The 22,981-nt window shown below is 71.7% G+C and carries 22 protein-coding genes; 12 read left to right on the forward strand and 10 right to left on the reverse strand.

Annotated features, from left to right (window positions below):
* Nucleotides 1-92 precede the first annotated feature (92 nt).
* Nucleotides 93-323: a DUF397 domain-containing protein gene (locus V1L54_RS29500; RefSeq protein WP_443076675.1), complete on the reverse strand. Its 231-nt coding sequence runs from the start codon at nt 321-323 to the stop codon at nt 93-95.
* A complete protein-coding gene (locus V1L54_RS17170) occupies nt 233-532 on the reverse strand; it encodes an NIPSNAP family protein (protein ID WP_330118886.1) in 300 nt (99 codons plus the stop codon). The genes V1L54_RS29500 and V1L54_RS17170 overlap by 91 nt, the downstream gene beginning before the upstream one ends.
* 342 nt (nt 533-874) lie before the next feature.
* Here V1L54_RS17170 and V1L54_RS17175 point away from each other — a divergent pair, with 342 nt between their 5' ends.
* The 4 genes from V1L54_RS17175 to V1L54_RS17190 all read left to right on the forward strand — a co-directional run bounded on the left by V1L54_RS17175 (nt 875) and on the right by V1L54_RS17190 (nt 4,070).
* Nucleotides 875-1,945, forward strand: a complete 1,071-nt coding sequence (locus tag V1L54_RS17175) for a hypothetical protein (protein ID WP_330118887.1) — start codon at nt 875-877, stop codon at nt 1,943-1,945.
* Nucleotides 1,946-2,061: 116 nt separating this feature from the next.
* Nucleotides 2,062-2,325: a hypothetical protein gene (locus V1L54_RS17180; protein ID WP_330118888.1), complete on the forward strand. Its 264-nt coding sequence runs from the start codon at nt 2,062-2,064 to the stop codon at nt 2,323-2,325.
* A gap of 151 nt (nt 2,326-2,476) precedes the next feature.
* Complete coding sequence (locus V1L54_RS17185) at nt 2,477-3,247, forward strand: SDR family oxidoreductase (protein ID WP_330118889.1); 771 nt, start codon at nt 2,477-2,479, stop codon at nt 3,245-3,247.
* A gap of 79 nt (nt 3,248-3,326) precedes the next feature.
* Nucleotides 3,327-4,070 (forward strand): SDR family oxidoreductase, encoded by a 744-nt coding sequence (locus V1L54_RS17190; RefSeq protein WP_330118890.1) that lies wholly within the window; start codon nt 3,327-3,329, stop codon nt 4,068-4,070.
* 33 nt (nt 4,071-4,103) lie between these two features.
* On the opposite strand, the gene V1L54_RS17195 is transcribed toward V1L54_RS17190, so the two are convergent.
* Nucleotides 4,104-5,027 (reverse strand): LysR family transcriptional regulator, encoded by a 924-nt coding sequence (locus V1L54_RS17195; protein ID WP_330118891.1) that lies wholly within the window; start codon nt 5,025-5,027, stop codon nt 4,104-4,106.
* Between the two features lie 231 nt (nt 5,028-5,258).
* Here V1L54_RS17195 and V1L54_RS17200 point away from each other — a divergent pair, with 231 nt between their 5' ends.
* From V1L54_RS17200 to V1L54_RS17225, 6 genes are all read left to right on the forward strand, one after another.
* Nucleotides 5,259-5,690, forward strand: a complete 432-nt coding sequence (locus V1L54_RS17200) for a hypothetical protein (RefSeq protein ID WP_330118892.1) — start codon at nt 5,259-5,261, stop codon at nt 5,688-5,690.
* The gene (locus V1L54_RS17205; protein ID WP_330118893.1) at nt 5,687-6,331 is read left to right on the forward strand and encodes a hypothetical protein; all 645 of its coding nucleotides are present in this window, start codon (nt 5,687-5,689) and stop codon (nt 6,329-6,331) included. The genes V1L54_RS17200 and V1L54_RS17205 overlap by 4 nt, the downstream gene beginning before the upstream one ends.
* Nucleotides 6,331-10,971 (forward strand): putative T7SS-secreted protein, encoded by a 4,641-nt coding sequence (locus V1L54_RS17210; protein ID WP_330118894.1) that lies wholly within the window; start codon nt 6,331-6,333, stop codon nt 10,969-10,971. Before V1L54_RS17205 ends, V1L54_RS17210 begins: the two co-directional genes overlap by 1 nt.
* Nucleotides 10,971-11,465: a hypothetical protein gene (locus V1L54_RS17215; RefSeq protein ID WP_330118895.1), complete on the forward strand. Its 495-nt coding sequence runs from the start codon at nt 10,971-10,973 to the stop codon at nt 11,463-11,465. The genes V1L54_RS17210 and V1L54_RS17215 overlap by 1 nt, the downstream gene beginning before the upstream one ends.
* Nucleotides 11,466-11,802: 337 nt before the next feature.
* Nucleotides 11,803-12,294, forward strand: a complete 492-nt coding sequence (locus V1L54_RS17220; RefSeq protein WP_330118896.1) for a hypothetical protein — start codon at nt 11,803-11,805, stop codon at nt 12,292-12,294.
* Between the two features lie 98 nt (nt 12,295-12,392).
* A complete protein-coding gene (locus tag V1L54_RS17225; protein ID WP_330118897.1) occupies nt 12,393-12,560 on the forward strand; it encodes a hypothetical protein in 168 nt (55 codons plus the stop codon).
* A gap of 42 nt (nt 12,561-12,602) precedes the next feature.
* Here the strand turns inward: V1L54_RS17225 and V1L54_RS17230 are convergent, their stop codons facing one another.
* The 3 genes from V1L54_RS17230 to V1L54_RS17240 form a co-directional block, all read right to left on the reverse strand.
* Nucleotides 12,603-14,675, reverse strand: coding sequence for a serine/threonine protein kinase (locus V1L54_RS17230; RefSeq protein ID WP_330118898.1), 2,073 nt, complete (start codon nt 14,673-14,675; stop codon nt 12,603-12,605).
* A 163-nt stretch (nt 14,676-14,838) separates the two neighbouring features.
* Entirely contained in the window at nt 14,839-17,385 is a 2,547-nt protein-coding gene (locus V1L54_RS17235; RefSeq protein WP_330118899.1) for a GmrSD restriction endonuclease domain-containing protein, read from the reverse strand.
* 118 nt (nt 17,386-17,503) lie between these two features.
* A complete protein-coding gene (locus V1L54_RS17240; RefSeq protein ID WP_330118900.1) occupies nt 17,504-17,671 on the reverse strand; it encodes a hypothetical protein in 168 nt (55 codons plus the stop codon).
* Between the two features lie 391 nt (nt 17,672-18,062).
* Between V1L54_RS17240 and V1L54_RS17245 the strand changes: the two genes are divergently transcribed.
* On the forward strand, nt 18,063-18,488 hold the full coding sequence (locus V1L54_RS17245; protein WP_330118901.1) for a hypothetical protein: 426 nt from the start codon (nt 18,063-18,065) through the stop codon (nt 18,486-18,488).
* A gap of 80 nt (nt 18,489-18,568) precedes the next feature.
* Here the strand turns inward: V1L54_RS17245 and V1L54_RS17250 are convergent, their stop codons facing one another.
* The 4 genes from V1L54_RS17250 to hemG form a co-directional block, all read right to left on the reverse strand.
* Nucleotides 18,569-18,985: a VOC family protein gene (locus tag V1L54_RS17250; RefSeq protein ID WP_330118902.1), complete on the reverse strand. Its 417-nt coding sequence runs from the start codon at nt 18,983-18,985 to the stop codon at nt 18,569-18,571.
* Nucleotides 18,986-18,990: 5 nt separating this feature from the next.
* Entirely contained in the window at nt 18,991-19,416 is a 426-nt protein-coding gene (locus V1L54_RS17255; protein ID WP_330118903.1) for a helix-turn-helix domain-containing protein, read from the reverse strand.
* Between the two features lie 113 nt (nt 19,417-19,529).
* On the reverse strand, nt 19,530-20,246 hold the full coding sequence (gene hemQ, locus V1L54_RS17260) for a hydrogen peroxide-dependent heme synthase (protein WP_330118904.1): 717 nt from the start codon (nt 20,244-20,246) through the stop codon (nt 19,530-19,532).
* A 4-nt stretch (nt 20,247-20,250) separates the two neighbouring features.
* On the reverse strand, nt 20,251-21,654 hold the full coding sequence (gene hemG / locus V1L54_RS17265; RefSeq protein WP_330118905.1) for a protoporphyrinogen oxidase: 1,404 nt from the start codon (nt 21,652-21,654) through the stop codon (nt 20,251-20,253).
* A 182-nt stretch (nt 21,655-21,836) separates the two neighbouring features.
* On the opposite strand from hemG, the gene V1L54_RS17270 reads away from it, so the two are divergent.
* Nucleotides 21,837-22,778 (forward strand): DUF4349 domain-containing protein, encoded by a 942-nt coding sequence (locus V1L54_RS17270; protein ID WP_330118906.1) that lies wholly within the window; start codon nt 21,837-21,839, stop codon nt 22,776-22,778.
* Nucleotides 22,779-22,981: the final 203 nt, after the last annotated feature.

Below are 22,981 nucleotides of genomic sequence, written 5' to 3' on the forward strand. Positions count from 1 at the left end.
CCGATCGCCCCCACGAAAGCCCTCTCTTCCAAACGGTGCCCCCGGAAAGCAGCACAGTCACTTTGATCCGATGCAGCTTTCCGGGTACTCGCTCACCTCACGCGCGCCACGAACGCGGCCCATTCGTCCCGGCCGACCCGCAGCACAGGGCCATCGCCCGCAGCCTTCGAATCCCGCACATACACGGCACCCGGACCGGCGGCAGTTCCCGCTGCCGCGCGGCACCGTGCGATCAGTAGGCCCGCTGGACCACACGGTCGTCGGTGTGGACGAGGTAGTCGTCGGGTTCGAGATCCATGGCCTCGCGCTCGGGTGACGCCCAGTACGCGGCGTTGCGCTCCGCGAAGGTCTCCGGGCCGTCGTAGGAGATCAGCCACACGAACTGGTTGCGTTCCCGGTCCGTCCAGGCCCCGTCGATCATAGAGCCCAGCTTCAGACGTAGCGGGACGACGTCCTTCCGCCACCGCTCCAACCAGGCGTCGAACATGCCGTCCCGGACGGTGTACGTGCGCAGTTGCGTGGTTTTCGCCAAGGCGGGCGTTCCCTCCGGTCGGGGCCGTGGCACCGCGTGGTGCGGGTGTGGCCGGTGTCCGAGGCGCGTGACATCGTCCGGCATCCGCCGCTCTCCGGCGCACGGGATCGAGCACAGGGGGCCGGGGTACTTGCGTTCGAGCAGCCACCCCATCGGAGACCTCGGGCGCGCGCTTCTTGGACGTGGGTGGCGGGAAATGACCGCCACCGTGCCGGGCCTCGGCCGGAACACCCACTTCACGAGCACGCACGGTACGGCTCGGCTGTGGCCGGAAAACGCCCGCGTCGGCCGCATCCGCCAGGGAAAGGATGGGCCCGTCACACAAAGCGACAAGGGGGTTGCGTGGAGTTGGGGCAGGGGTGGAAACAGCGTCTCGCGAAGAAGCTCGATGCCTGTGACGGAGGGCTCAACGAACTCGACGGCAAGCTCGACGGCATCGGCGAGGAGATCGCGGCCGTCCGTACGGCGCTCACCGAGGCGCGTCCGCTGGCACAGACACCGGGCGAGGAGCTCTACAAGCTCCGGGAAGCCATCTCCACCGGGACCATGGTCCTGCGGGAGGAGAACCGGGAACTGCGTCGGCGGCAGGAGAAGATGCTCGGCGGTCTGAAAGACCTGCACCTGGAGATCACCAGCGATCGGCTTGGGGCGCACCCGCCTCCTTCCGAGGCCGATGCGGGCGGAGAGGCAGGGGAGGAGACCACGCGGCCGGTGGTGGACCCGCCGCCCACCTCCTCGGGCGGAGTCCCCGAGGCACAGGACGGCGGTCAGCATGAGCAGGAGGAAAGCGTGAACGGGGAGCGGGACGGCAACCGGCGGGACCTCGAAGACGACGCGGCGAAGTCCCCGGGCGGGGAGGCACCGGAGGGGCAGCGAGTGAGGGAGGTGAAGAGGGCCGCCGAAGCAGCCTTGCGGCACCGTTCCCACGGTTCCGGTGACGGCTCCGGAGGTGCCACGGCACCTCCGGGAGCGGGTGGCCAGACCCCCCGGACGCCCAGGGATCCGCTGGAAGAGCACGCTGAGCTGCTGCTGACCGCCGCCGGACTGTCGCGTGCGGAGCTGATCTGCCACCGCGACACCTGGGAGTTCCTGCTCGTACAGGCCGCCCGCCATCCTCGCTTCCGGGTTCCGGGGGCGGTCGACGACCACGGCGAGGACCGGGTGCGGACGCATCTGTCCGGACCGTCCCTCATCACGGCCCTGATCAGCCTGTGGGAGACCCGCAACGCACCAAGTGAGACGGTGGACGTGGGCTGGGCAATGGCCACCAGGGTCTACGACCGCATCCGGGCCCGGCTGGCCGGAGCCGGTCCCGGCGACGGCCGCCGTACCGTCCGCATCGTCCTGGACGACGGGGCCGAGGCGGCCGACGACTCCTTCGGTGCCCCCGGGCGGGAGGCGGAAGCCGCATAGCCCCGCCCTCGCACGCCGCCCCGGCCCGGACCACCGTGCGGGCCGGGGCCGGTTGTTCGTGGTCGCGGTGCACGCCGGGGGCGAGGGGGCACGTACACCGGACCGTTCGGGCGGAGGTGCCGCCGCCCCCGGCCCGTACCGGCCACGGCAGCCCCGAAGCCCGGACGGCGGCGTTCCGCGACCGGCTCGTGGTGCTGCCGCGGGGCGTGGTCATGGCGGCCGGGCCGCCGGTCGGGGTGCTCGCTCCGGCCCTGACCGAACGGGTGCGGGAGGTGCGGGCCGGCGTGGAGACGGTGGACGGGGCCGCCTCGACCCGCTCCCCGCGCCGGTCACTGCGGAGGAACCGGGGCACCATAGGAACTCCCTATGCCCCCTGCTGATATTTCGTCTTTGCCTCTCACTCTTTCCCGGACGTACCGTCAAATAGCTCGACGAGGGCGACCGCCTCTTTTTCTCCGGGGATTCGCGCGCCGCGCACATCGCCCCTTCTTCCGTCGAGCGGACGAAGACGTTATCGAGAGGACCGGTGGCATGGCCACGACCGAGAACGGATCGGAAAAGCCGGAGCTCGCGGGAAAGCGGGCCCTGGTCACGGGTGGTTCCCGCGGAATCGGGGCGGCCGTCGTGCGCCACCTCCTGGACGCGGGCGCCGAGGTGCTGACGACCGCCCGGACGGCGGCGGACACGGTGCCGGAGGGTGCCGCCTTCGTGGCGGCCGACGTGCGGACGCGGGCCGGCGCGGCGGCGATCGCCGAGGCCGCGCGGGAGACGCTCGGCGGGGTGGACGTCCTGGTCCACAACGTGGGCGGGGCGCGGCCGTACGAGGGCACCTCGGCCATCCCCGACGAGGTGTGGCAGGACTCGCTGGACCTCAACTACCTGGCGTCGGTGCGGCTGGACTCGCTGCTGGTGCCGGGGATGCGGGAGCAGGGATCGGGGGCGGTCGTGCACGTCTCCACCGCCGCGGTCCGCACCCCGGGGGGACCGTTCCTGCACTACACGGCGGCGAAGGCCGCGCTGGAGAACTACAGCCGGGGACTGGCCCTGGAGCTGGCCCCGTTCGGCATCCGGGTCAACACCGTGAGCCCCGGCCGGGTCACCACTCCCGGCGGTGTGCGGACGCGGGAGCAGTGGGCCCGCATGGACCCGGCGCAGAGCCAGGACGGCAGCCCCGTGCCGCTGGGGCGCGACGGGCGGCCCGACGACCTCGCCCACACGGTGCTGTTCCTGGTGTCCGACCGGGCGGGCTGGCTGACCGGGAGCAATCTCGTCGTGGACGGCGGCGAATTCCCCCGGGCCTGACACCGGCGGCATTCCGGAACGCCGTTTCCGGAGAAACAGCTCACCGACTTCCGAGAGAAAGCAGCGAGGAAACACCGGCATGGAAAAGTACAGCGGCAAGAACGCGGTGATCACGGGTGGCGGCAGCGGCCTCGGATTCGCGGTGGCGAGACTGCTGGCGGACGGCGGAGCGCGGGTGGTGATCACCGGCCGCTCCCGGGCCGCGCTCGACGCCGCGCGGGAGCGGCTCGGCGAGAACGCGACGGCCGTCCGGGGCGATGTGTCCTCACTGGCCGACCTGGACGCCCTGGCCGACCGGGTGAAGGGCGAACTCGGCACCCTGGACGCTCTGTTCGTCAACGCCGGCATCACACTCACCACACCCTTCGGGGCGACGGCCGAGGAGGTGTACGACGAGCTGTTCGCGGTCAACGTCAAGGGCGCCTACTTCACCGTGCAGAAGCTCGCCCCGCTGCTGAACCCGGACGCCGGCATCGTCTTCACCACCTCGGCGGCGAACGTCATCGGCATGCCGGACACCAGCGGCTACGCGGCCGGCAAGGCGGCGCTGCGCTCGATGGCCCGCAGCTTCGCCCGCGATCTGCTGCCGCGCGGGATCCGGGTCAACGCGATCAGCCCCGGTCCCATCGACACGGGCATCCTGGAGAAGACGATGACCGAGGAGGAGGCCGAGCAGTTCAAGTCCCAGGTGCTGGCGGACAACCCCATGGGGCGTTTCGGCAGCCCCGGGGAGATCGCCCGGGCGGCCGCGTTCCTCGCCTTCGACGCCACGTACACCACCGGCGCCGAACTCGCCGTGGACGGCGGCCGCACCCAGCTTTGAGCCGGTCCCGCCGCTGTGCCGCGGTCCCGGCCGTCAGGCCACCGGTGCGGGGACGGGGACGGGCACGGTGACGGGGGAAGAGGACCTGTACCAGGCCTCCTGCCGCAGGAGTTCGAGCAGGGCCGTCTCCGCCGGGCCCGCGCCGGGCCGGACCACGGCGACGACGGGCAGGGACACGGCCGGGGACACCGGGCGCGTGAGGTGCTCGTGGTTGTGGGGCACCGCGGAGGCCGGGACGAGGGCCGCCCCCAGCCCGTGGACGGCCCAGCGCACGGCCGTCGCCGTCTGGGACACGCGGGCGACCGTGGCCGGGGTCAGCCCGTTGTCCCGCAGCACGCCCACCAGGACACCGTCGAGTGCGCTGTCCTGGTCGAACCTCACCCACGGCTCCCGCGCCAGGTCGCGCAGGTCGACCCGGTCCGCGGCGAGCAGTGGGTGCCCGGCGCCCAGCACCACGACGAACTCCTCGTCGCCGAGGCGGTGTTCCTCGTACCCGCCTTCCTCGCAGGGCGCAGCCGTCAGGGCGAAGTCCAGCACGCCCCGGCGCGCCAGCCGTTCCATCTCGGCGGGGTTCCGCTCCTCGAAGACGGTGACGTCCAGCCGCGGGAAGCGGCGGCGCAGCGCGCTCAGCGCGCCCGGGAGCTGCCGCGCGCCCAGACCCATCTGCGCCGCGACCACCAGCTCGCCCGCCGGTTCCCGCGCACCGGCCCGCGCCGTCGCCCGCGCCCGCCGCGCCGCGCTCACCGCGGCCTCCGCCTCCCGCAGGAACGCGCGGCCGACCACGGTGGGCACCAGCCCGGTCGGCGTGCGGGCGAAGAGTGTCACGCCCAGCTCCCGCTCCAGACCGCGGATCTGCTGGGACACCGACGGCTGGGCGACGTGCAGCAGCTCCGCCGCCGCCGTCACCGAGCCCTCCTGTGCGACGGCCAGGGCGTACTCGAACTGACGCAGACTCATCGGTTCCCGTCCCCTCCCCCGCGGCGGGCCGCGGTCCACCCCGTTGTCGTAGCGGCAATGGTAAGTGAGCGCTTTCCGGCCCCGGCAGGCCGGATTCCCGAGGCGGCGCGTTCCCCGGCCGTGCCGTGTCATGGTGCCGCAACAGTGCTGCCGTACTCCGGGCGGCCGACTGCCGTATGGACTTATGGTGTTGCCGACTGTGCCGGGCAGGGCGTCGAACGGGGGTTCGGGGTGGATCTCGTCGAGGAGATAGCTGCGGTGCGCGCGGGCCGGGGGAACCCGCACGCGATGCTGGGGGAGTTCCGCCGCACCGCCGTGCTGGTGCCGGTGGTGGACGGCGGGCTGCTGACGGGGGTCTTCGGCGGGATCCGGTGGATCTACGCGTTCACCGACGAGCCGGCGATGGCCCGTTTCGCCCGGGCGAAGGACACCGCCCCCGGCCAGGAGTGGGAGTACGAGGCGGTGCTGGGCGCCCGGTTGCTGGACGCGGTGGTGCCCGAGGCGGACGGCCCGGCCGGGGTGGCGGTGAACGTCGCGGACGAGGACGGCTCGATGCTGTTCCCGCCGGTGAAGGGCATCGTGCCGGATGCGGCGGCGGTGGACGTGGACGCGGACGTAGACGCCGGTGCGGACGCGGCGGCGCGGGACGGGGGTGCGCGGTGAGCGGCGACGGGGACCTGAAGTTCTCCAAGGAGGCGCTGAGCCTCATCACCAAGGGCCTGAACGGGGCGATCGACGAGCTGAAGGCGGTGGGCGGCTCGTCGACCGGCTCCGTACAGGGCTCGGGCTTCGGCGAGCTGGCACTGAGCAACATGGAGGCCGGCCACTCCGGGCTGGCCAAGGACTTCGAGGGGTTCTGCGAGGACTGGGAGTGGGGCGTACGCGCCCTGATCATGGACGCCAACGGGCTGGCGGCCCGGCTCGGCCTGGCGGCCGGGCTGGTCTACTCCGAGGAGCAGTACATCGAGGGCACCTTCAAGGTCGCGGCCAACGCCTTCGTCGGGAACCCCCACCTGTCCGAGGACGAGATCACCGAACGGGAATGGGGAGAGCTGGTCTCCCTGGAGAACTACCGTCCCGACTACAGCGCCGAGTCGTTCCGGCAGGCCGGTGAGGAGGCGGCCCAGACCTGGAAGGACACCGGGCGCGCCGTGCTGACCGAGGGCGCGGGCGGAATGCGCTCCGACCTGATGAACGACGCCCTGGGCATCGACGACCGGACGTTCGAGCGCGGGCTGGACGAGGCGTTCGGCCCCTCCCCCGAGGAACGGGCACAGCAGCAGGGCGGCGGGGGTGAGGGCTGATGGGCTGGCGGGACTTCGTACCCGATGTCATCGAGGACAAGGTCGAGGAGGGCGTCGAGCTCGTCGGCGAGGGCATCGAGGAACTGGGTGACGTCGGTGCCGACCTGCTGGAGGACGCGGGCTGGGAGGGCGGCGCGGACTGGGTGCGGGACAAGTCCCGCTCCGCCGCCAACGCCCTGGGCGCCGACGTCGACGAGCTCCAGCTCGGGCAGACCGAGGACCCCAAGAAGCTGATCTACGGCAGCGCCTCGAAGCTGCGCTCGACGGCCGGCCATCTGAAGGACTTCCAGAAGGCGTTCGACAACGTCGGCAAGGGCATCAAGGGGCTGGACTCCTCGGGCCTGGAGGGCGAGGCGGCCGAGGCGTTCCGGACCAAGGCTGCCGAGGAGCCGCCCAGGTGGTTCAAGGCCGCCGACGCCTGCGAGAAGGCCGCCAAGGCCCTGGAGGACTTCGCCTCGACGGTGGAGTGGGCCCAGGGCCGCGCCAAGGAGGCGATCGCCAAGTACAAGGCCGCCGTCAAGGCCTCCGAGGACGCCCGGACGGAGCACAACGGGAAGGTCGACGCGTACAACGAGGCCGCCGACGCCTACAACGCCAAGGTGAAGGCGGGCGGGGACCCGGGCCCGAAGCCGACCCCGCCGGGAGAGTTCAAGGACCCCGGCCCGGCCAGGGCCGAGGCGGCCGAGGAGATCCTGGCCGAGGCCCGCAAGCAGCGCAACGAGGCCGCGGAGAAGGCCCGTACGGCGGTGCGGGCGGCGAGGGACGCGGCGCCCGCCAAGCCGTCCTACGCCGACCAGGCCAAGTACGGCGTGATCGGGGTGGGGATGGACGTCACCCACTTCTACGGCGGGGTCATCAAGGGCACGACCGGGCTGGTCTCCTTCGCCCGCAGCATCAATCCCACCGACCCGTACAACATCACGCACCCGGCCGAGTACCTCACCACCCTCAACAGCACGACCGCCGGACTGGTCCAGGTCGCCAACGACCCGTGGGGCACGGGCCGGCAGATGGTCAGCGACTTCATGAAGGACCCGGCCGAGGGGCTGGGGCGGCTGGCACCCGACGCGGCACTGACCGCCCTGACCGGCGGCGCCGGAGCGGGCGTCAGAGGCGCCCGGATCGCGGCGGAGGCCGCGGACCTGGCCAGTGACGCCAACCGGGGCCGCCGCGCCCTCGACAGCGACGGCCCCGAGCAGCACGGCACCAAGCCCGGGGACCGCAACTCCGGCGGCACGGACCCGGTGGACCTGGCGACGGGCCGGATGTTCCTGCCGCAGACGGACGTCTCCCTGCCGGGCGCCCTGCCGCTGGTCTTCCGGCGGCACGTGGAGTCCGGCTACACCGCCGGGCGGTGGTTCGGGCCGTCCTGGGCCTCCACCGTCGACCAGCGGCTGGAGATCGACGCCGAGGGCGTGGTGTTCGTCGCCGAGGACGGGCGGCTGCTGGCCTACCCGCACCCCGCGCCGGGGCTGCCGACCCTGCCGTCGGCCGGGTCGGCGCGGATGCCGCTGGAGCGCACCCCGGACGGCGGCTACACCCTCACCGACCCGGAGACCGGCCACGTACGGCACTTCGCCCCGCCGGCCGGGGCGGAGCCCGGCGGGGACGGCACCGCGCTGCTGGAGCAGCTCACCGACCGGGCCGGTCACCAGATCGTCTTCGTACACGACGAGGCCACCGGCGCCCCGGTCCGCGTCGAGCACAGCGGCGGCTACACCCTCCACCTGACCGTCGAGGACGGCCGGGTCACCGCCCTGTCCCTGGCCGGCCAGGTGATCAAGCGCTACGGCTACACCGACGGCCATCTGACCGAGGTGGCCGACTCCGCGGGCCGGCCGCTGCGCTTCGAGTACGACGACGAGGCGCGGGTGACCGCCTGGACCGACTCCAACGGCCGGCGCTACGACTACGTCTACGACAACCTGCACCGGTGCATCGGCGAGGGCGGCACCGAGGGCCACATGCAGGTGCGCATCACCTACGACGGCACCGACCCGGCCACCGGCCACAAGGTCACCACGCTGACCACCCCCCAGGGCCACGCCACCCGCCATGTGATCGACGACCGCTGCCGCACGGTCGCCACCACCGACCCGCTGGGGCACACCACCCGCTTCGCCTACGACGAGCGCGACCGGCCGGTCTCCCACACCGATCCGCTGGGCCGCACCACCGCCTACGCCCACGACGAGCACGGCCGCACCGTCTCCGTCTCCCGCCCGGACGGCCGGGAGATCACCGTCACCCGCAACGAGCTGGGCCTGCCGGTCGAGGTCCGCGAGGCGGACGGCGCGGTGTGGCGCCACACCTACGACGAACGCGGCAACCGGTTGTCCACGTCCGACCCGGCAGGCGCGACGACCCGCTACACCTACGACGAGCGCGGCCATCTGGCCTCGGTCACCAACGCCCTGGGCGAGACCACGTCCGTCCGCTGCGACGCGGCCGGCCTGCCCGTCGAGATCACCGACCCCCTCGGCGCGGTCACCCGTTACACCCGCGACGCCTTCGGCCGCCCGACCGCCCTCACCGACCCGCTGGGCGCCGTCACCCGTCTGGCCTGGAGCACCGAGGGCAAGCTCCTCCACCGCACCGGCCCGGACGGGGCACAGGAGAGCTGGGAGTACGACGGCGAGGGCAACTGCGTCCGCCACACCGACGCGGCGGGCGGAACCACCGTCTACGAGTACACCCATTTCGACCTGCTCGCCGCGAGGACCGGCCCGGACGGGGTGCGCTACACCTTCGACCACGACGCCGAACTGCGCCTCACTCAGGTCACCAACCCCCAGGGCCTGACCTGGTCCTACACCTACGACCCGGCCGGACGCCTGACCGCCGAGACCGACTTCGACGACCGCACCGTCACCTACTCCCACGACGCCGCCGGGCAGCTCACCGCCCGCACCACCCCACTCGGCGAGACGATCGCCTTCGCCTACGACGAGCTGGGCCGCAGAGTCCGCAAGGACGCCGCAGGCCGGGTCACCACCTACGCCTACGACCTCGCGGGCCGCCCGGTGGAGGCCATCGGCCCGGACGCGGAGGTGCGCTGGCAACGCGACCGCCTGGGCCGCGTCAAGACCGAGATGGCGGGCGGCCGGGTCCTGACGTTCTCCTACGACGCACTGGGCCGCCGCACCCGCCGGGTCACCCCCACCGGCCAGGTCGCCACCTACGCCTACGACGCGGCGGGCAACCGCACCGCACTCACCACCGGCGGCCGCACCCTGGACTTCACCCACGACGCCACCGGCCGCGAGACCACCCGCCGCGTCGGCGAGGTCACCCTGACCCAGATCTGGGATCCCGCGGGCCGCATCACCGACCAGACCCTCACCGGCCCCGACCCCACCGCCCCGGTCCAGCACCGCAGCTACCACTACCGCGCCGACGGCTACCTCACCGCCGTCGACGACCTGCTGGCCGGGCACCGCACCTTCGACCTGGACGCCACCGGCCGCGTCACCGCCGTCCACGCCGCCAACTGGACCGAAACCTACGCCTACGACACCGCCGGCAACCAGACCTCCGCAGCCTGGCCCACCACCCACGCCGCCGCGGACGCTGCCGGAGAGCGCGCCTACACCGGCACCCGCCTCACCCGCGCCGGCCGCATCCGCTACGAACACGACGACGCCGGCCGCCTCACCCTGCGCCAACGCACCCGCCTCTCCCGCAAGCCCGACACCTGGCACTACACCTGGGACACCGAAGACCGCCTCACCTCAGTGGTCACCCCGGACGGCACCCGCTGGCGCTACCTGTACGACCCGCTGGGCCGCCGCATCGCCAAACAGCGCCTCGCCCCGGACGGCGAAACCGTGGCCGAACAGGTGGACTTCACCTGGGACGGCCCGGTCCTCATCGAACAGACCACCACCGACCCCGGCCTCCCCCACCCGGTCACCCTCACCTGGGACCACAACGGCCTGCACCCCGTCGCCCAGACCGAACGCCTCACCGACACCGCCACCCAGGCCGAAATCGACGCCCGGTTCTTCGCCATCGTCACCGACCTGGTCGGCACCCCCACCGAACTCGTCGACGAGACCGGCCACCTCGCCTGGCACACCCGCACCACCCTGTGGGGCACCACCACCTGGAACCGCGACGCCACCACCTACACCCCCCTGCGCTTCCCCGGCCAGTACCACGACCCCGAAACCGGCCTCCACTACAACTACTTCCGCTACTACGACCCCACCACAGCCCGCTACCTCACCCCCGACCCCCTCGGCCTCACACCCGCCCCCAACCCCACCACCTACCCCCACAACCCCCACACCTGGGCCGACCCCCTCGGATTGGCCCCGTACATCCGTACCTCAGTGGCCTATCAAGACTGGGGAACGAAGGGGGCACATGTGCATGTGGGCGACAGGGAAGTACGCGTATTCCCCGACGATCAAGGGGGGGTCGGCGGTGAGCCCATCCGCCTCAGGAACGGCACCGCAAGCGAACGCGACGTCGAGCGCGCTTTGAACGAGTTGCGATCGAACCCAGATTTCAGAAACGACTTCATAGACAAGGCCAAGTCTGCCAGGGATGAGATGAACGCCGGTGGATACGGCATGCAGAAAAACAGGGCGCTCGAAATTCACTTTTTGATCAAAGCGCTGGAGAAGATGGATTGATGACCGATATCGATCTCTATGTCGACCTCATCAAGAACGGGGAAGTCCTCGGAGTCGGATTGGGAAGCTCTCCCGAAGAATGGGAGTCGCGCCTTGGCGACGACTACCTGGACGATCAGAGAAAAGGACAGTGGAGGCGCGACTATGGGCTCATTGAAGTTTCCTTCCAAAAGAGAGAGAAGAAGTGGGAGTGTTTTGGCTTCTCGGCTCAAGTGCACAGGCTGAGACCAGAGAAGAGCGGGATCGTTCCCGGTGCCCTGGAAAGGGCGTACGGAAGATTTGAGCTTTCTCCTCTTTTCGCGGAACTCGCCGACCGCCTCGATCGCGAAGGACTGCATATCGAAGAGTTGGGAAGTCCTTCGATGGGAGGATTCGTACGTCATCGCGCACGTTCTTCTTCCTTCCGCGCCGAGGTAATCTCATCGAGAGGGGAGGAGGACGGCCATGAACTGCGGGAGATCCTGTGGTCCATCACGATCGGACGCTCCACCTGACCACCTCAGGGTACGACTGAGATGAGACCACCCTGACTGGGCAGATCGACCGCCTGCCATGGTCGGCACCTTCTCATCTGTTGAAGAAAGACAAGCAACCAGTAATCCCCTGAACAGGCTCAACGGCTTACTTGAGCCCATCACCCACCGGTAGGCCCCGCTTCCCTTACCTGTCTCGAAAAGTTCACGAAACTAACTATGCGCGATGAAGAAGAAAAGACAGAAAGAGGCTCAGTGGATTTTCTGCACTCCGGACCGGACTGGGACGATGTCACCGACGGTCTCAGACAGCGTGCCGAGGACCTGAAGCGTCGCGAACGACCTAGGTGACATACTTGTGAACATCGCCCTGAACACCGTGGATGCCGTGGTGACCGATCTCCCGTTGTCCTTCGCCCCGCGCCTGGCTTTGGATATGCCACAGGTAATCGTCGGTGGGTTCACGGACAGGGCGGAGTTCGAGCAACAGACACGCACCACCTTCGGTGGCCTGCAGTGGCTGTGGTCGGAGGAGGACGACCTCCGGTTCGGCAAGCAGAGTCGCGAGTTGGTGGGCATCAGACTGCATGTGCCGAACGAGACCGTTCCCGCGGAGGCCGAAGTCCACACCTCCATCGGTCTTCTGACCCGCCGGGGCGGGCTCCGCGCGGGCGGGGTACGCGACTTCGGCATGCCGCGGGCCACGGTGCTGCACTGCGGCACCGAGGCAGCCGAGCTAGTCTGCCTGCCGGACCCGACGGTCCTGGACACGCCGCTGGAGGCACGTATCGGCATCGCCCCGGCCTGGCACTGCTCGTCCAGAGCGGCGCTGCCGTGGGGTGGAGCCTGACCGATCCGGCGCGCCACCTCACCAACGGATACACGTCCCCTGACCCTGCCTCGCCGTCCCCGGACACCCGGCGGCGCCCGGCCGACGAGTGCCTGGTCTTGATCACCCGGCCCCTGGTCGACGAGGTGATGGACAAGGAACCGGACGCCTGGCACCGGCTGCGCACGACCGAACGAGCACTGCAAAACCAGCGGGAGGACCGGCACAGAGCCGGGATCCTGCACCGGCTCGTCACCCGCCTGATCGAGGACTATGAGAGCTGGTGACAGGCATCGCCGCCGTCCGCGGTGCCGCCGGTCGCTCCACGATCAGGCGGGGCAGTCCTCCCGTGTGGTGGCCGTGCCCCAGCGGATCATCAGGTAGCCCGAGCCGCCTATCTCCGCCACGGCGTAGCGCGTGTACGGCCAGCCGTCGCCCATGCTCTGCTTCTGGTCCACCAGGGCCCTGCACGCCTCACCCGCGGCCGTGGTCGCCCACGTCTCCACCTGTCCCTGGTTCCACATCAGGTAGTCCGACCACACGTACATCACCGAGTTCGCGGGGTCGAAGCCGACCTTGATGTCCTCGTGCCCGAGTTGCCGGTCGGTGCCGACCGACCGGCGCATCCCGTTGGTCCGCTCGATGATCCGCCTGGCGGTGCGGTCCGCGGCCCGGATCTCGTCGCTGTCGGTGCTGGGAACCATCGCCTCCCCGAGGCCGTTCTCGTCCGGCTCCCAGTCCTGTCCGGTGCCGTCCTCGAACGCCGAGCGGCACTGTGTGTCGGCGACGAAGTCCTCCCGCCATGTCACCTGCGGGCCGCCGTCAGCCGCCTCCCGCACCGTGACGTAGGTGCGGTACGGCAGATCCGGATGGAGGCGGAGCACGACGTCCCGCAGTGTCAGGCACATCGACCTGGCGATCTCCGTCTCCACGATCATCATGCTCTGCTCGTCGGAGGTCAGGCGGTACGAGAAGTAGACCTCCCCGCGCGACGCACGGAACCTCACCGCCCCGGGGGAGAACCCGGTGACACCCAGGTCCCCGACGAGAATTCCCAGGTCGTGCAGGACCGCGCGGGCCACGTCGTGCTCGCCCTGACCCTGCGCCGTGCGCGCCTGTGCCCAGCTCCCCGCGCTCGCCGGACCGTCGTCCACGGCCTGTCGCCGGTCCGCCGTCGTGCTCTCCCCCGGAGGGCTGTCGGTGGGGGGAGCCGGGGTGGCCGGAATCCCGCCGGCCGGCTGTCCGGAGTCGACCGGGGCGGAGGAGGAAGCGCGGGCCGAGGCCGCGTGCCCGCTTTCCTCCCCACCGCCGGACGCCAGGGCCCCCACCCCGCCGGCCAGACCGCCGATGACCGCCACCGCGACGGCCGCCGCGCCCACCAGCCATCCTCGTGAGCGGCTCCGGCCCGGGGGCACGTGCCAGGCCGGGTCGTCTCCGGCGGGCATGTCCCAGACGGCTGTGACCGCTCCCCCGGCCCAGGTCGGCGCCGTGTCGGCGCTCACCGCCTGGGTGACCTGGGTGACCTGGGAGGCCAGCGGTCCCAGGCACTCCTGGGCGGCCTCGGTCGCGGAAGGGCGGTCCTCGGGTTCCTTGGCCAGCGCCTTCTCCACGATCCGGCGCAGCGGTGCGGGGACACCGTCCAGGTCCGGTTCCCCCGACATCACGCGGAACGCGACCACGTCAGGAGCGCCGGTTCCGAAAGGCAGCCTTCCGGTGGCCGCGCAGGCCGCGAGCGCTCCCCAGGCGAACATGTCGCCCGCGGGGCCGGTGGCCCCTGTGCGGTACTGCTCGGGGCTGATCCAGCCCGGGGTGCCGGTCATGACTCCGGTGCGGGTGACGCTGGTGCCGTCGGCGGCGTGCGCGATCCCGAGGTCCAGCAGGCGGGGGCCGGAAGGCGTGAGGACGACGTTCTGCGGTTTTACGTCACGATGCACCACTCCGGCGGCGTGGACGGCGGCCAGTGCCTGCGCGGTGGCCGCCGCGAGGGCGTACAGGTTCCCTCCGGCGAGCGGTCCGTGCGCGAGCATGTGCTCGTTCAGGGTGGGGCCGGGGACGTAGGCGGTGGCCAGCCACGGGGTGTCCGCGTCGGTGTCGGCGGCGAGCAGCGGGACCAGGTACGGGCCGGTGACACGGGAGGACAGGTCCACCTCGCGTTTGAAACGCCCCCTGAACTCCGGCTCCTGGGCCAGCTGGGGGTGGATCACCTTCACGGCCACGCGCGTTCCGTCGGGGGCGACTCCGGCGTGGACGGTTCCCATGCCTCCCACGCCGAGACGGCCGACGATCCGGTAGGAGCCTATGCGGGAGGGGTCACCGGGACGAGCCGGCCGGACTCTTCCGCCGGGGCCGTTTTCGCTCACGAGTGGTTCCTTTACGTATGGCCGAGTGGCCTGAGCAGGCATGGGTGATACGCGGCGGGGGTTCGGAATCCGGGCTCGGCGAGCCCTTCGGTGATCCTCTGTCCGGTTCCCGTGAACCGTCCTGTTCCGGGCGGCGAGGGCCGCCCGCCCCGGCCCGCTCCACTGTGGGTGCGGGCCGGGGCGGGCGGTGGCTTCGCGGTCTGCTTCAGTCCCGCCGGGCCAGGTCCAGCGCCGCCGTGTGGACGAACCAGTCCAGTACCCCGCAGATCTCGTCACCGTGCTCCGCGAAGACCCGCACCGGGAAGGACGGGCGCAGCTCCAGTTTCGCCTCGGGCAGCTCGATGCCGTCGATCTCGTTGAGGCGGTGCAGGAGCTCACGGCGCTGCTCGGTGTCGTCGAAGGGGCTGCGGCTCCTGAGGTGCTGGAAGACGACCTCGACCGTTCCGCTCACGGGGTAGATCCCGAACGGCCACAGCTGCTGGGGCCGCCGGCTCGTTCCGGTGTCCAGCATCGGGAAGCAGCTGGTCTCCTCGTGCCGGCCGTAGGTGACGTGGCCGCCCTGGCGGCGCCAGAAGCCGAGCGCCGTCATGACTCCGTCGAACGCCTCCGGGCAGTTCTCCCGCAACTGGGTGCGGAACCGCTCGGCCGCCGCGGCGTCCTCCTCGTCGGGGAGCGGGTCGTGTGAGACCGGCTGCGTGACGTCCTTGCCCAGCAGGGTCGCCAGCTCCGCGGCGGTCAGACGCTGCGCGCGGTGGGCCCGCCCGGAGGCGTCGAACCCGACCCCCTCGCTCTCCAGCAGCTCCTGCGGCGGCTGCCGGTCGCCGTCGTCCGCCCAGTGGAAGGAGGCGGAGATCCTGCCCTCCGCGGTGAGGACCCGGTAGGCGCCGATCACCGTCGGGTTGGAGCTCAGATACGCGCCGACGGGCACCGGATGGCTGCCGATCAGCTCGGCGATGTCGCCGTACGTGGTCCAGGTGCCGCTCGGCATCGCCACCAGGGCCGCCCGCAGTTCGGCCCAGCCCGGCCACTCCTCACCGGTCGGCTTGACCCCGCCGACCGGGCCGGGCCACAGCCGGACCGCCCGCTCGGTCAGGCGGTCGGCGCGCGCCAGGATCTCCGCCTTCCCCCAGCGCTGCGCCGAGGCGATCTCCTGGTTCATGCGCAGGGCACTCGACTCCAGGATCTGCTGCTTGCGCTCGAAGGGGTGGTTGGAGAGCTTGGTGTTGTCGCCGCTCAGCGTGAGGTTGCCGAGGGTGTGCACCAGCAGGTCGTGCAGTTCCTGGGGGGTCTGGTCCGGCTCGGTCTCGTCGGCGAGCAGCTCGAGCCACGCCGGGGCCGGACGCTGCGGGAGGACGTGCTCCACGCTGAGGGACGCCTTGGCGAAGTCGACCGGCTCGGTGGGGCGGTGGCTCTCCTCCAGTCGGCGCAGGATGTAACCGCGCTGCGGAGGGCGGCCGCTCCAGTAGAACGGCTTGCTGCGGATCGCCTCGCGCAGCTCCTCGTCGCTCGGCCACCGGCGGCGGCGACCGGACAGGAACCGTCGGACGGCCTCGGCCGCCGAGCGGTCGGTCTCCAGCTCCTTCGGGGCCTCCATGAAGATGCGGTTGAGGCCGGTGGTCGGGGTCTGGCAGATCAACCGCCGCACCAGGTAGGACTCGACGTACAGCAGGGCCTCGGCCGCGTCGTCGGACGTGGTGCGCCCGGCGTCGACCAGGTCCAGCAGGTGGAGTGCCAGCGGGTAGTGGGTCTGCCCGCCCCAGTCCGCGAGGCGCTCCAGCACCGCGCGGAGCGCGGGCGACGGCTCGCGGCGCGGTTCGATGATGCGGAGGAACCGCCGGCCGCGCTCGGCGAGTCCGGCGATCTCCCGTTGCAGCGCCTCCTCGTCGCCGGCCAGCGGCTGGAGCCGTTTCTGCTGCTCCCGGTAGATCTCGCTCTGCTTCGTCTTGTGGTGGCCGCGCACCACGAGGTCGAGCCAGACGAGGAGTTCGAGGTTCTTCGGGCCGAGGCTCTGCTGCATGGGCAGCCACAGCTCCTGGTAGACCCGTTCGCCCCGCTTGGGCAGGAGCATGAACACGTAGTTGCGCAGCAGGTCGCTCTGGCTGAGTCCGACGCCCGTGTTGTTGATCGACTCGAAGATGCGGTAGACGTTGTCGCCGGGCTCGGCGGTGATCTCCACGATGGAGAGCAGGTCCTTCAGGACGGTCTCGACGGTCGTGGTCCACCGCTCGTCGCCGTTCTCCTGGCCCTCGGCGATCGCGCCCCGGAAGAACCGGTAGGCCGCACCGATGTTGTCGCTCCCGCCCGCCTCGGCCCGTGACTGGACGCAGGCGGTGTACGCCTCCCGGTCGGCCTGGGTGGGCAGCAGGCGGTAGTGGTCGAGGCCCTCGTGGAACTCGTTGACGAGCAGCTGGCGGTGCACCCGGTCCGCACCGCGCGCGTCACCGGCCTCCCTGAGGTGGTCGCGCAGCGCGGCGAACGCCAGCATCAGCGTCGTCAGCCGCTGCTGGCCGTCCACCACCAGCCACCGCTGTACACCGCCGGCCTGAATCTGGCCGGGCGCCAGCACCACCGAGCCGAGGAAGTGCGGCGCCGTGGACTCGCCGGACAGGTGTTGGTCGACGAGCTCGCAGACGTCCTCCCAGAGGCGTTTCAGCTGCTCCCTGCCCCAGCTGTAGGTGCGCTGGTAGAGCGGTACCTGGAACTGCTTGTCCCCCTGGACGAGCTTGAGAAAAGTGATCTCCTGGGCGCGCATGCGCTTCCTTCCCCTGCCGGGTGCACAGGTCCCGCCGACCCGTCCGGCGATTCGTCCCCCCGGAGTCGGCGGCCACCCGAACCTAACGCGAATTCGGTCACCGTGAGGCAGATTTCCGTTACTCCTGGTCTTCGGCTTCCCTGCCCACCGACGCGGGGGCCGGATGCGGGGAGATCCGGGGCATCGTCTGCTGCGCCGCGCTCTTGCCGAACGAGCGGTTGTCGGTGTTCCGGGTGAGCCACTCGGCCGCCGGCCGGGGCAAGACGTCGAGGACTTCCGTGTGCATGGCGCGTGCGCCTTTCTCCGGGAGCGTTGGGAGCTCATACGGGCGAAGCCGCACCAAGCCTGCTCTTGCAGCGTGAACTCTGTCAATAGACAACCTCACTCGTCGAGCCGAAAAGAGAGGGAGCACGGCGAGCGAGCGAGGTCCCAACAAGTGGTCGACAGCGGCAAGATGGGGGTTCATCGACAGAACAGGAATCCGCGGCGGCCTTGTGTAGCGACTGTACTACGCAGTGCGCTGAACCAGGCAGGGCCTGATACCCTCCTTTTGTGCACTAAGCTCACAGATGATTTGACGTATGGTGGCGCGTCGCTTCCGGGCTTGGGGTGGGCGGGAGTGGGACTTCGCGAGGCGGGGCCACCAGGTGGTCCCCGGCAACAGTGGGGGTGGGCGTGTGAGCCGGCATGAGAGCGGCCTGAACGGTGGTGTACGGCCGGTCGGTTCGGTCTACGAGTACGACGGCGGCCTGCACGTGCGCGTGGCCGACGTCGTGCCGTACGAGCCGACCGGTCCCGGGCAGATCTCCGGCCGCCGGCAGGGCGACGACCTGGTGCGGTGCACCCTGTGCCTGGGCAACGGCACCGGACGGCCCGTCGACGTCGAGGGCGTCTCCCTGCTCGTCCGGGGCGGCCCGTACGGGAAGACGGCCCGTCAGATCCACAACCACGGCGGCGACATGCTCGACGACGAGCTCACGGGCGCCCTGCGCTCGGGCCGCAGGGTATCGGTGACCTGGGCCTACAGCACCCCCGCCGGCACCGCGGCGGAACACATCGTCGAACTGCAGCGCCTGGGCGTGCTCAGACCTCTGCGGCGCTGACGCGGCGGACGCGGGCGGTGGCGGCGCCCGGCGGGAACGCCCCCGCCCACGTCCGGGCTCCCCCGGGCGTACGGCCCGGCTCACCGCCCCCGGGGCTGGGTGAAGCGCAGCATGTTGCCGGCCGGGTCGCGGAAGGCGCAGTCGCGGACGCCGTACGGCTGGTCGACCGGTTCCTGCAGCACCTCGCCCCCCGCCGCGCGGATGCGTTCGAAGGTGGCGTCGCAGTCCTCGGTCGAGAAGATCACGCCGCGCAGCATGCCCTTGGCCAGCAGTTCAGCCATGGCCTGCCGGTCGGCCGGCGAGGCGTTCGGGTCCGCCAGCGGCGGTTCCAGCACGATCTCCACATCGGGCTGCGAGGGCGAGCCGACCGTCACCCAGCGCATTCCCTCGAACCCGACGTCGTTGCGCACCTCCAGACCGAGCACGTCCCGGTAGAAGGCGAGCGCCTTGTCGTGGTCGTCGACGGCGATGAAGCACTGTGAGAGCTTGATGTCCATGCGCCTCACGCTACGGGCCGGGAGACGGCCCCGGCTTCTCCGTTCCTGACCGGTCGGGTGTAGACCTTGGCGACGCAGGCCGGGATGGCCGCGCCCTGCTCGTGCCTCCGGGCCCGGTACGCGCTCGGGCTCTCGCCGACCAGCTCGGTGAACCGCGAGCTGAACGACCCCAGCGACGTACACCCCACGGCGAAGCACACCTCCGTCACCGTCAGGTCGCCCCGTCGCAGCAGCGCCTTGGCCCGCTCGATCCGGCGTGTCATCAGATAGCCGTACGGCGTCTCCCCGAAGGCCGCCCGGAAGCTGCGGGAGAAGTGGCCCGGCGACATGAGGGCGGAGCGCGCCAGCGCCGGGACGTCGAGCGGCTCCGCGTAGTCGCGGTCCATCAGGTCACGGGCCCGGCGCAGCCGGACGAGGTCCTCCAACGTCACACGGCCACCCTCCCACGGCCCTCTGACACCGCCGCGCCGAGCCGCAGTCGGCCGTCCGGCCCGCCCGAAAGACCCGCGGTCCCGGCGCCGGACGGCCTCCCCCGCGCAGCCCCCTACGCCAGCCCGGCCACCAGCTCGGCCACCGGCTTGCGGCGCCCGGTGTAGAACGGGATCTCCTCGCGGACGTGCAGCCGGGCCCGGGAGCCGCGCAGGTGGCGCATCAGGTCGACGACGCGGTGCAGTTCGTCGGCCTCGAAGGCCAGCAGCCACTCGTAGTCGCCCAGCGCGAAGGAGGCGACGGTGTTGGCGCGCACGTCCGGGAAGCCGCGGGCCATCTTCCCGTGCTCGGCGAGCAGCTCGCGGCGCTCCTCGTCCGGCAGCACGTACCACTCGTAGGAGCGCACGAAGGGGTAGACGCACACGTACGCGCGCGGCTCCTCGTCCGCCAGGAAGGCCGGGACGTGCGAGCGGTTGAACTCGGCGGGGCGGTGCAGCGCCATGTTGGACCACACCGGCTCCAGGGCGCGGCCCAGCCTCGTGCGCCGGAAGAGGTTGTACGCCTCCTGCAGCGCGTCGGCGGTCTCCGCGTGCCACCAGATCATCACGTCGGCGTCGGCGCGGAGCCCGGAGACGTCGTAGGTGCCGCGCACGGTGACGTCCTTGGCGGCGAGCTGGTCGAACAGCTCCTGGACCTCCTCCGCGTGACCGGCCCGGTCCTCGGGGAGCGCCTCGCGCAGCCGGAAGACCGACCACAGCGTGTAGCGGATGACCTCGTTGAGGTCCCTGGCCTTCTTGCCCGCGTTGGGCGTCTTGCGGGGTTCAGCAGTCATGGGGCTATTCTCGCTCGCCTTCCACCGCTCCCCGCCCCCGGGCTCCCAACACCGCCTCCGCCGCCGCCCGCCCGCTCGCGACACAGGCCGGAACGCCCACCCCGTCGTACGCGGCCCCGCACAGTGCCAGCCCCGCCAGTGCCCCCAGTTCCCGCCGGACACGGGCGACGCGCTCCAGATGGCCGACCGGGTACTGCGGCAGCCCGTCCTCCCAGCGGGTGACCACGGCGTCCACCGGCCGGGCGGTGAGTCCGACCGCCGCCCCCAGATCCTTCAGGGACAGCTCCACCAGGTCGGCGTCCTCCCGCCAGAGCACCTCCTCCTCCCCGTACCGGCCGAGCGAGGTGCGCAGGACGAACAGGTCGGGGTCCTGCGCGCCGCACCAGTCCCACTTGGCGGACGAGAAGGTGGACGCCTTGATGCTCCGCCCGTCCACCGACGGGACGAGGAAGCCCCGCCCCTCCGGCACCCGCGCCAGGTCGCGGCGGCGGAACGCCATGGTCACCAGGGCCATCGAGGCGTACTCCACCTCCGCCAGCCCGGCCGCGGCGGCCGGGGACTCCTCCGCCAGCAGCCGCGCGGCGACCGGCGCCGGTACGGCGAGCACCACCGCGTCCGCCTCCCGGACCCGCCCGCCCGCGGTCACGGTCCAGCCCCGCCCGGTACGGCGCAGTCCCGTCACCGGAACGCCGGTGAGAACCCGCCCACCCGCCGCCCGGCAGGTGTCCGCGACGGCCTCGGGCAGCCGCCCCATACCGCCCTCGATCCCCAGGAACAGCGGACCGTCCCGCCGTCCCGCGGCGGCGGACCGCTCCAGCACGCCCCGCACCCCGGCGAGCAGCGAGCGCTCCGCCCCGGCCGCCTCGTACAGCGCGGGCACGGCGGCGCGCATCGAGATCCGGTAGACGTCCCCGGCGTAGACGCCGCCCAGCAGCGGCTCCACGAGCCGGTCCACGACCTCGTGGCCGAGCCGCTCGGCGACATACGCGCCGACGGCCGCGTCCTCGCCGACCTCGGTGCGCGGCAGCCGCTCGTCCTCGGCCGCCCGGGCGACGCCCTCCGGGGAGACCACTCCCGCCAGCACGGCGGGATCACCCGGCACTCCCATCAGGTGCCCGGTGGGCATCGGACGCACCTCGCCGCGGGTCCAGACCGCGGCCGTCCCCGTCGCGGGTGGCTGGAGGACGTCACCGAGCCCGGCCGCACGGGCCAGGTCCACGGCCTCGGGGCGGCGGGCGAGCATCGACTCGGCCCCCAGGTCCACCGCCACACCGGCGATCCGCCCCGAGTGCAGCTTGCCCCCCAGCCGCTCCGAGGACTCCAGGACGGTCACGCGCGCGCCGTCCGACAACAACTGGTGAGCGGCGGCGAGCCCGGAGATACCGCCGCCGACGACGATGACGTGCATGCCCCCACTCTTCCAGACCGCCGGCGCTCCCCGGCCGTACTCCGCCACCCCCCACCCGGATCCCTCCGGCGGTGACCCGGCCGAGTCCGGACCGTGATCTCCTCGCTACCGGAACCGGCAACCGGCCCGCCGCACCGTCCGTCCAACCCCCGACATCCACGATCGTGTCGGGGGGACCCACGATGACCGCGAAACACCCAACGCTCCTGGCCACCGCCCTGCTGGCCGCCGCCCTCGCCCTCACCGGCTGCGGCTCCGGCGGTGACAGCGGCAAGGCGGCCCAGAGCGACCGGAACGCCGCGGCCCCCGAGGCCGCGGACCGGGAGGCCGGCAGCGTCCAGCAGCAGGACACCGCGGAAGCGGAGGACACCACCGAGGCCCCCGTCCCCGCCCCCACCCACATCATCCGCACCGCTTCCCTGACCGTGACGACCGACGACGTCTCCGGCGCGCTGGCCGAGGCCCGCACCACGGTGGAGAGCGCAGGCGGCTACGTCGCCGACGAGACCACCGACCGGGACGCCGACGGCAACGAGCGCTCCCGCCTCACACTGCGGGTGCCGCCGCAGGAGTACGACGCCGTCCTCGACGACCTGGCCGGGCTCGGGAAGCCGGTGGAGCGGAAGGTCTCGGCGAAGGACGTCACCGACCAGGTCGTGGACGTGGAGAGCCGGATCAGGACCCAGCGGGCCAGCGTCAGCCGGATCCGCGAGCTGATGGACCAGGCCACGGACCTGTCCGACGTGGTGTCCCTGGAGTCCGAGCTGAGCGACCGGCAGGCCGACCTGGAGGCCCTCCAGGCCCGGCTGGAGTCCCTCGAGTCCCGCACCGGAATGGCGACCGTCACCCTGGCCCTGCACGAGCCGGACGCGAAACCCGCCCCCGAGAACGACGAGACCACCATCGGCGACGCCCTGGCCGGCGGCTGGAACGCCTTCACCGCGACCCTGCGCTGGATCGTCATCGTCCTCGGCGCGGCCCTGCCGTTCGCCGCGACGGCCCTGCTGCTGTGGCTGCTGTGGCGGACGGTCCGCCACCGCCTCCCCTCCACTCCCCGCCTGCGGACCCGCCCCGCACCCCCGGCCCCGGTGACGCCCCCGCCCCCGGTCGGCGACACCGAGTAGGACACCCGGCCACGCGTCCGCCCAGAAACGACGTGCCGTAGCGCGGCAGGCGTACCCGTCCGCGTGTGCACGGGCCCGGGACTGCCGCAGCCACGACGGGGTGCACTCGGCGACGGCGGGGAGGGGACGGGGAGGGGCGGCCGTTCCGGACACTCAAGTACGATTTGCGGCCAATGAGCGGCTCAGAAAACGTGGCATGATCA

This window comes from Streptomyces rubellus (assembly GCF_036323805.1).
Lineage (GTDB): Bacteria > Actinomycetota > Actinomycetes > Streptomycetales > Streptomycetaceae > Streptomyces.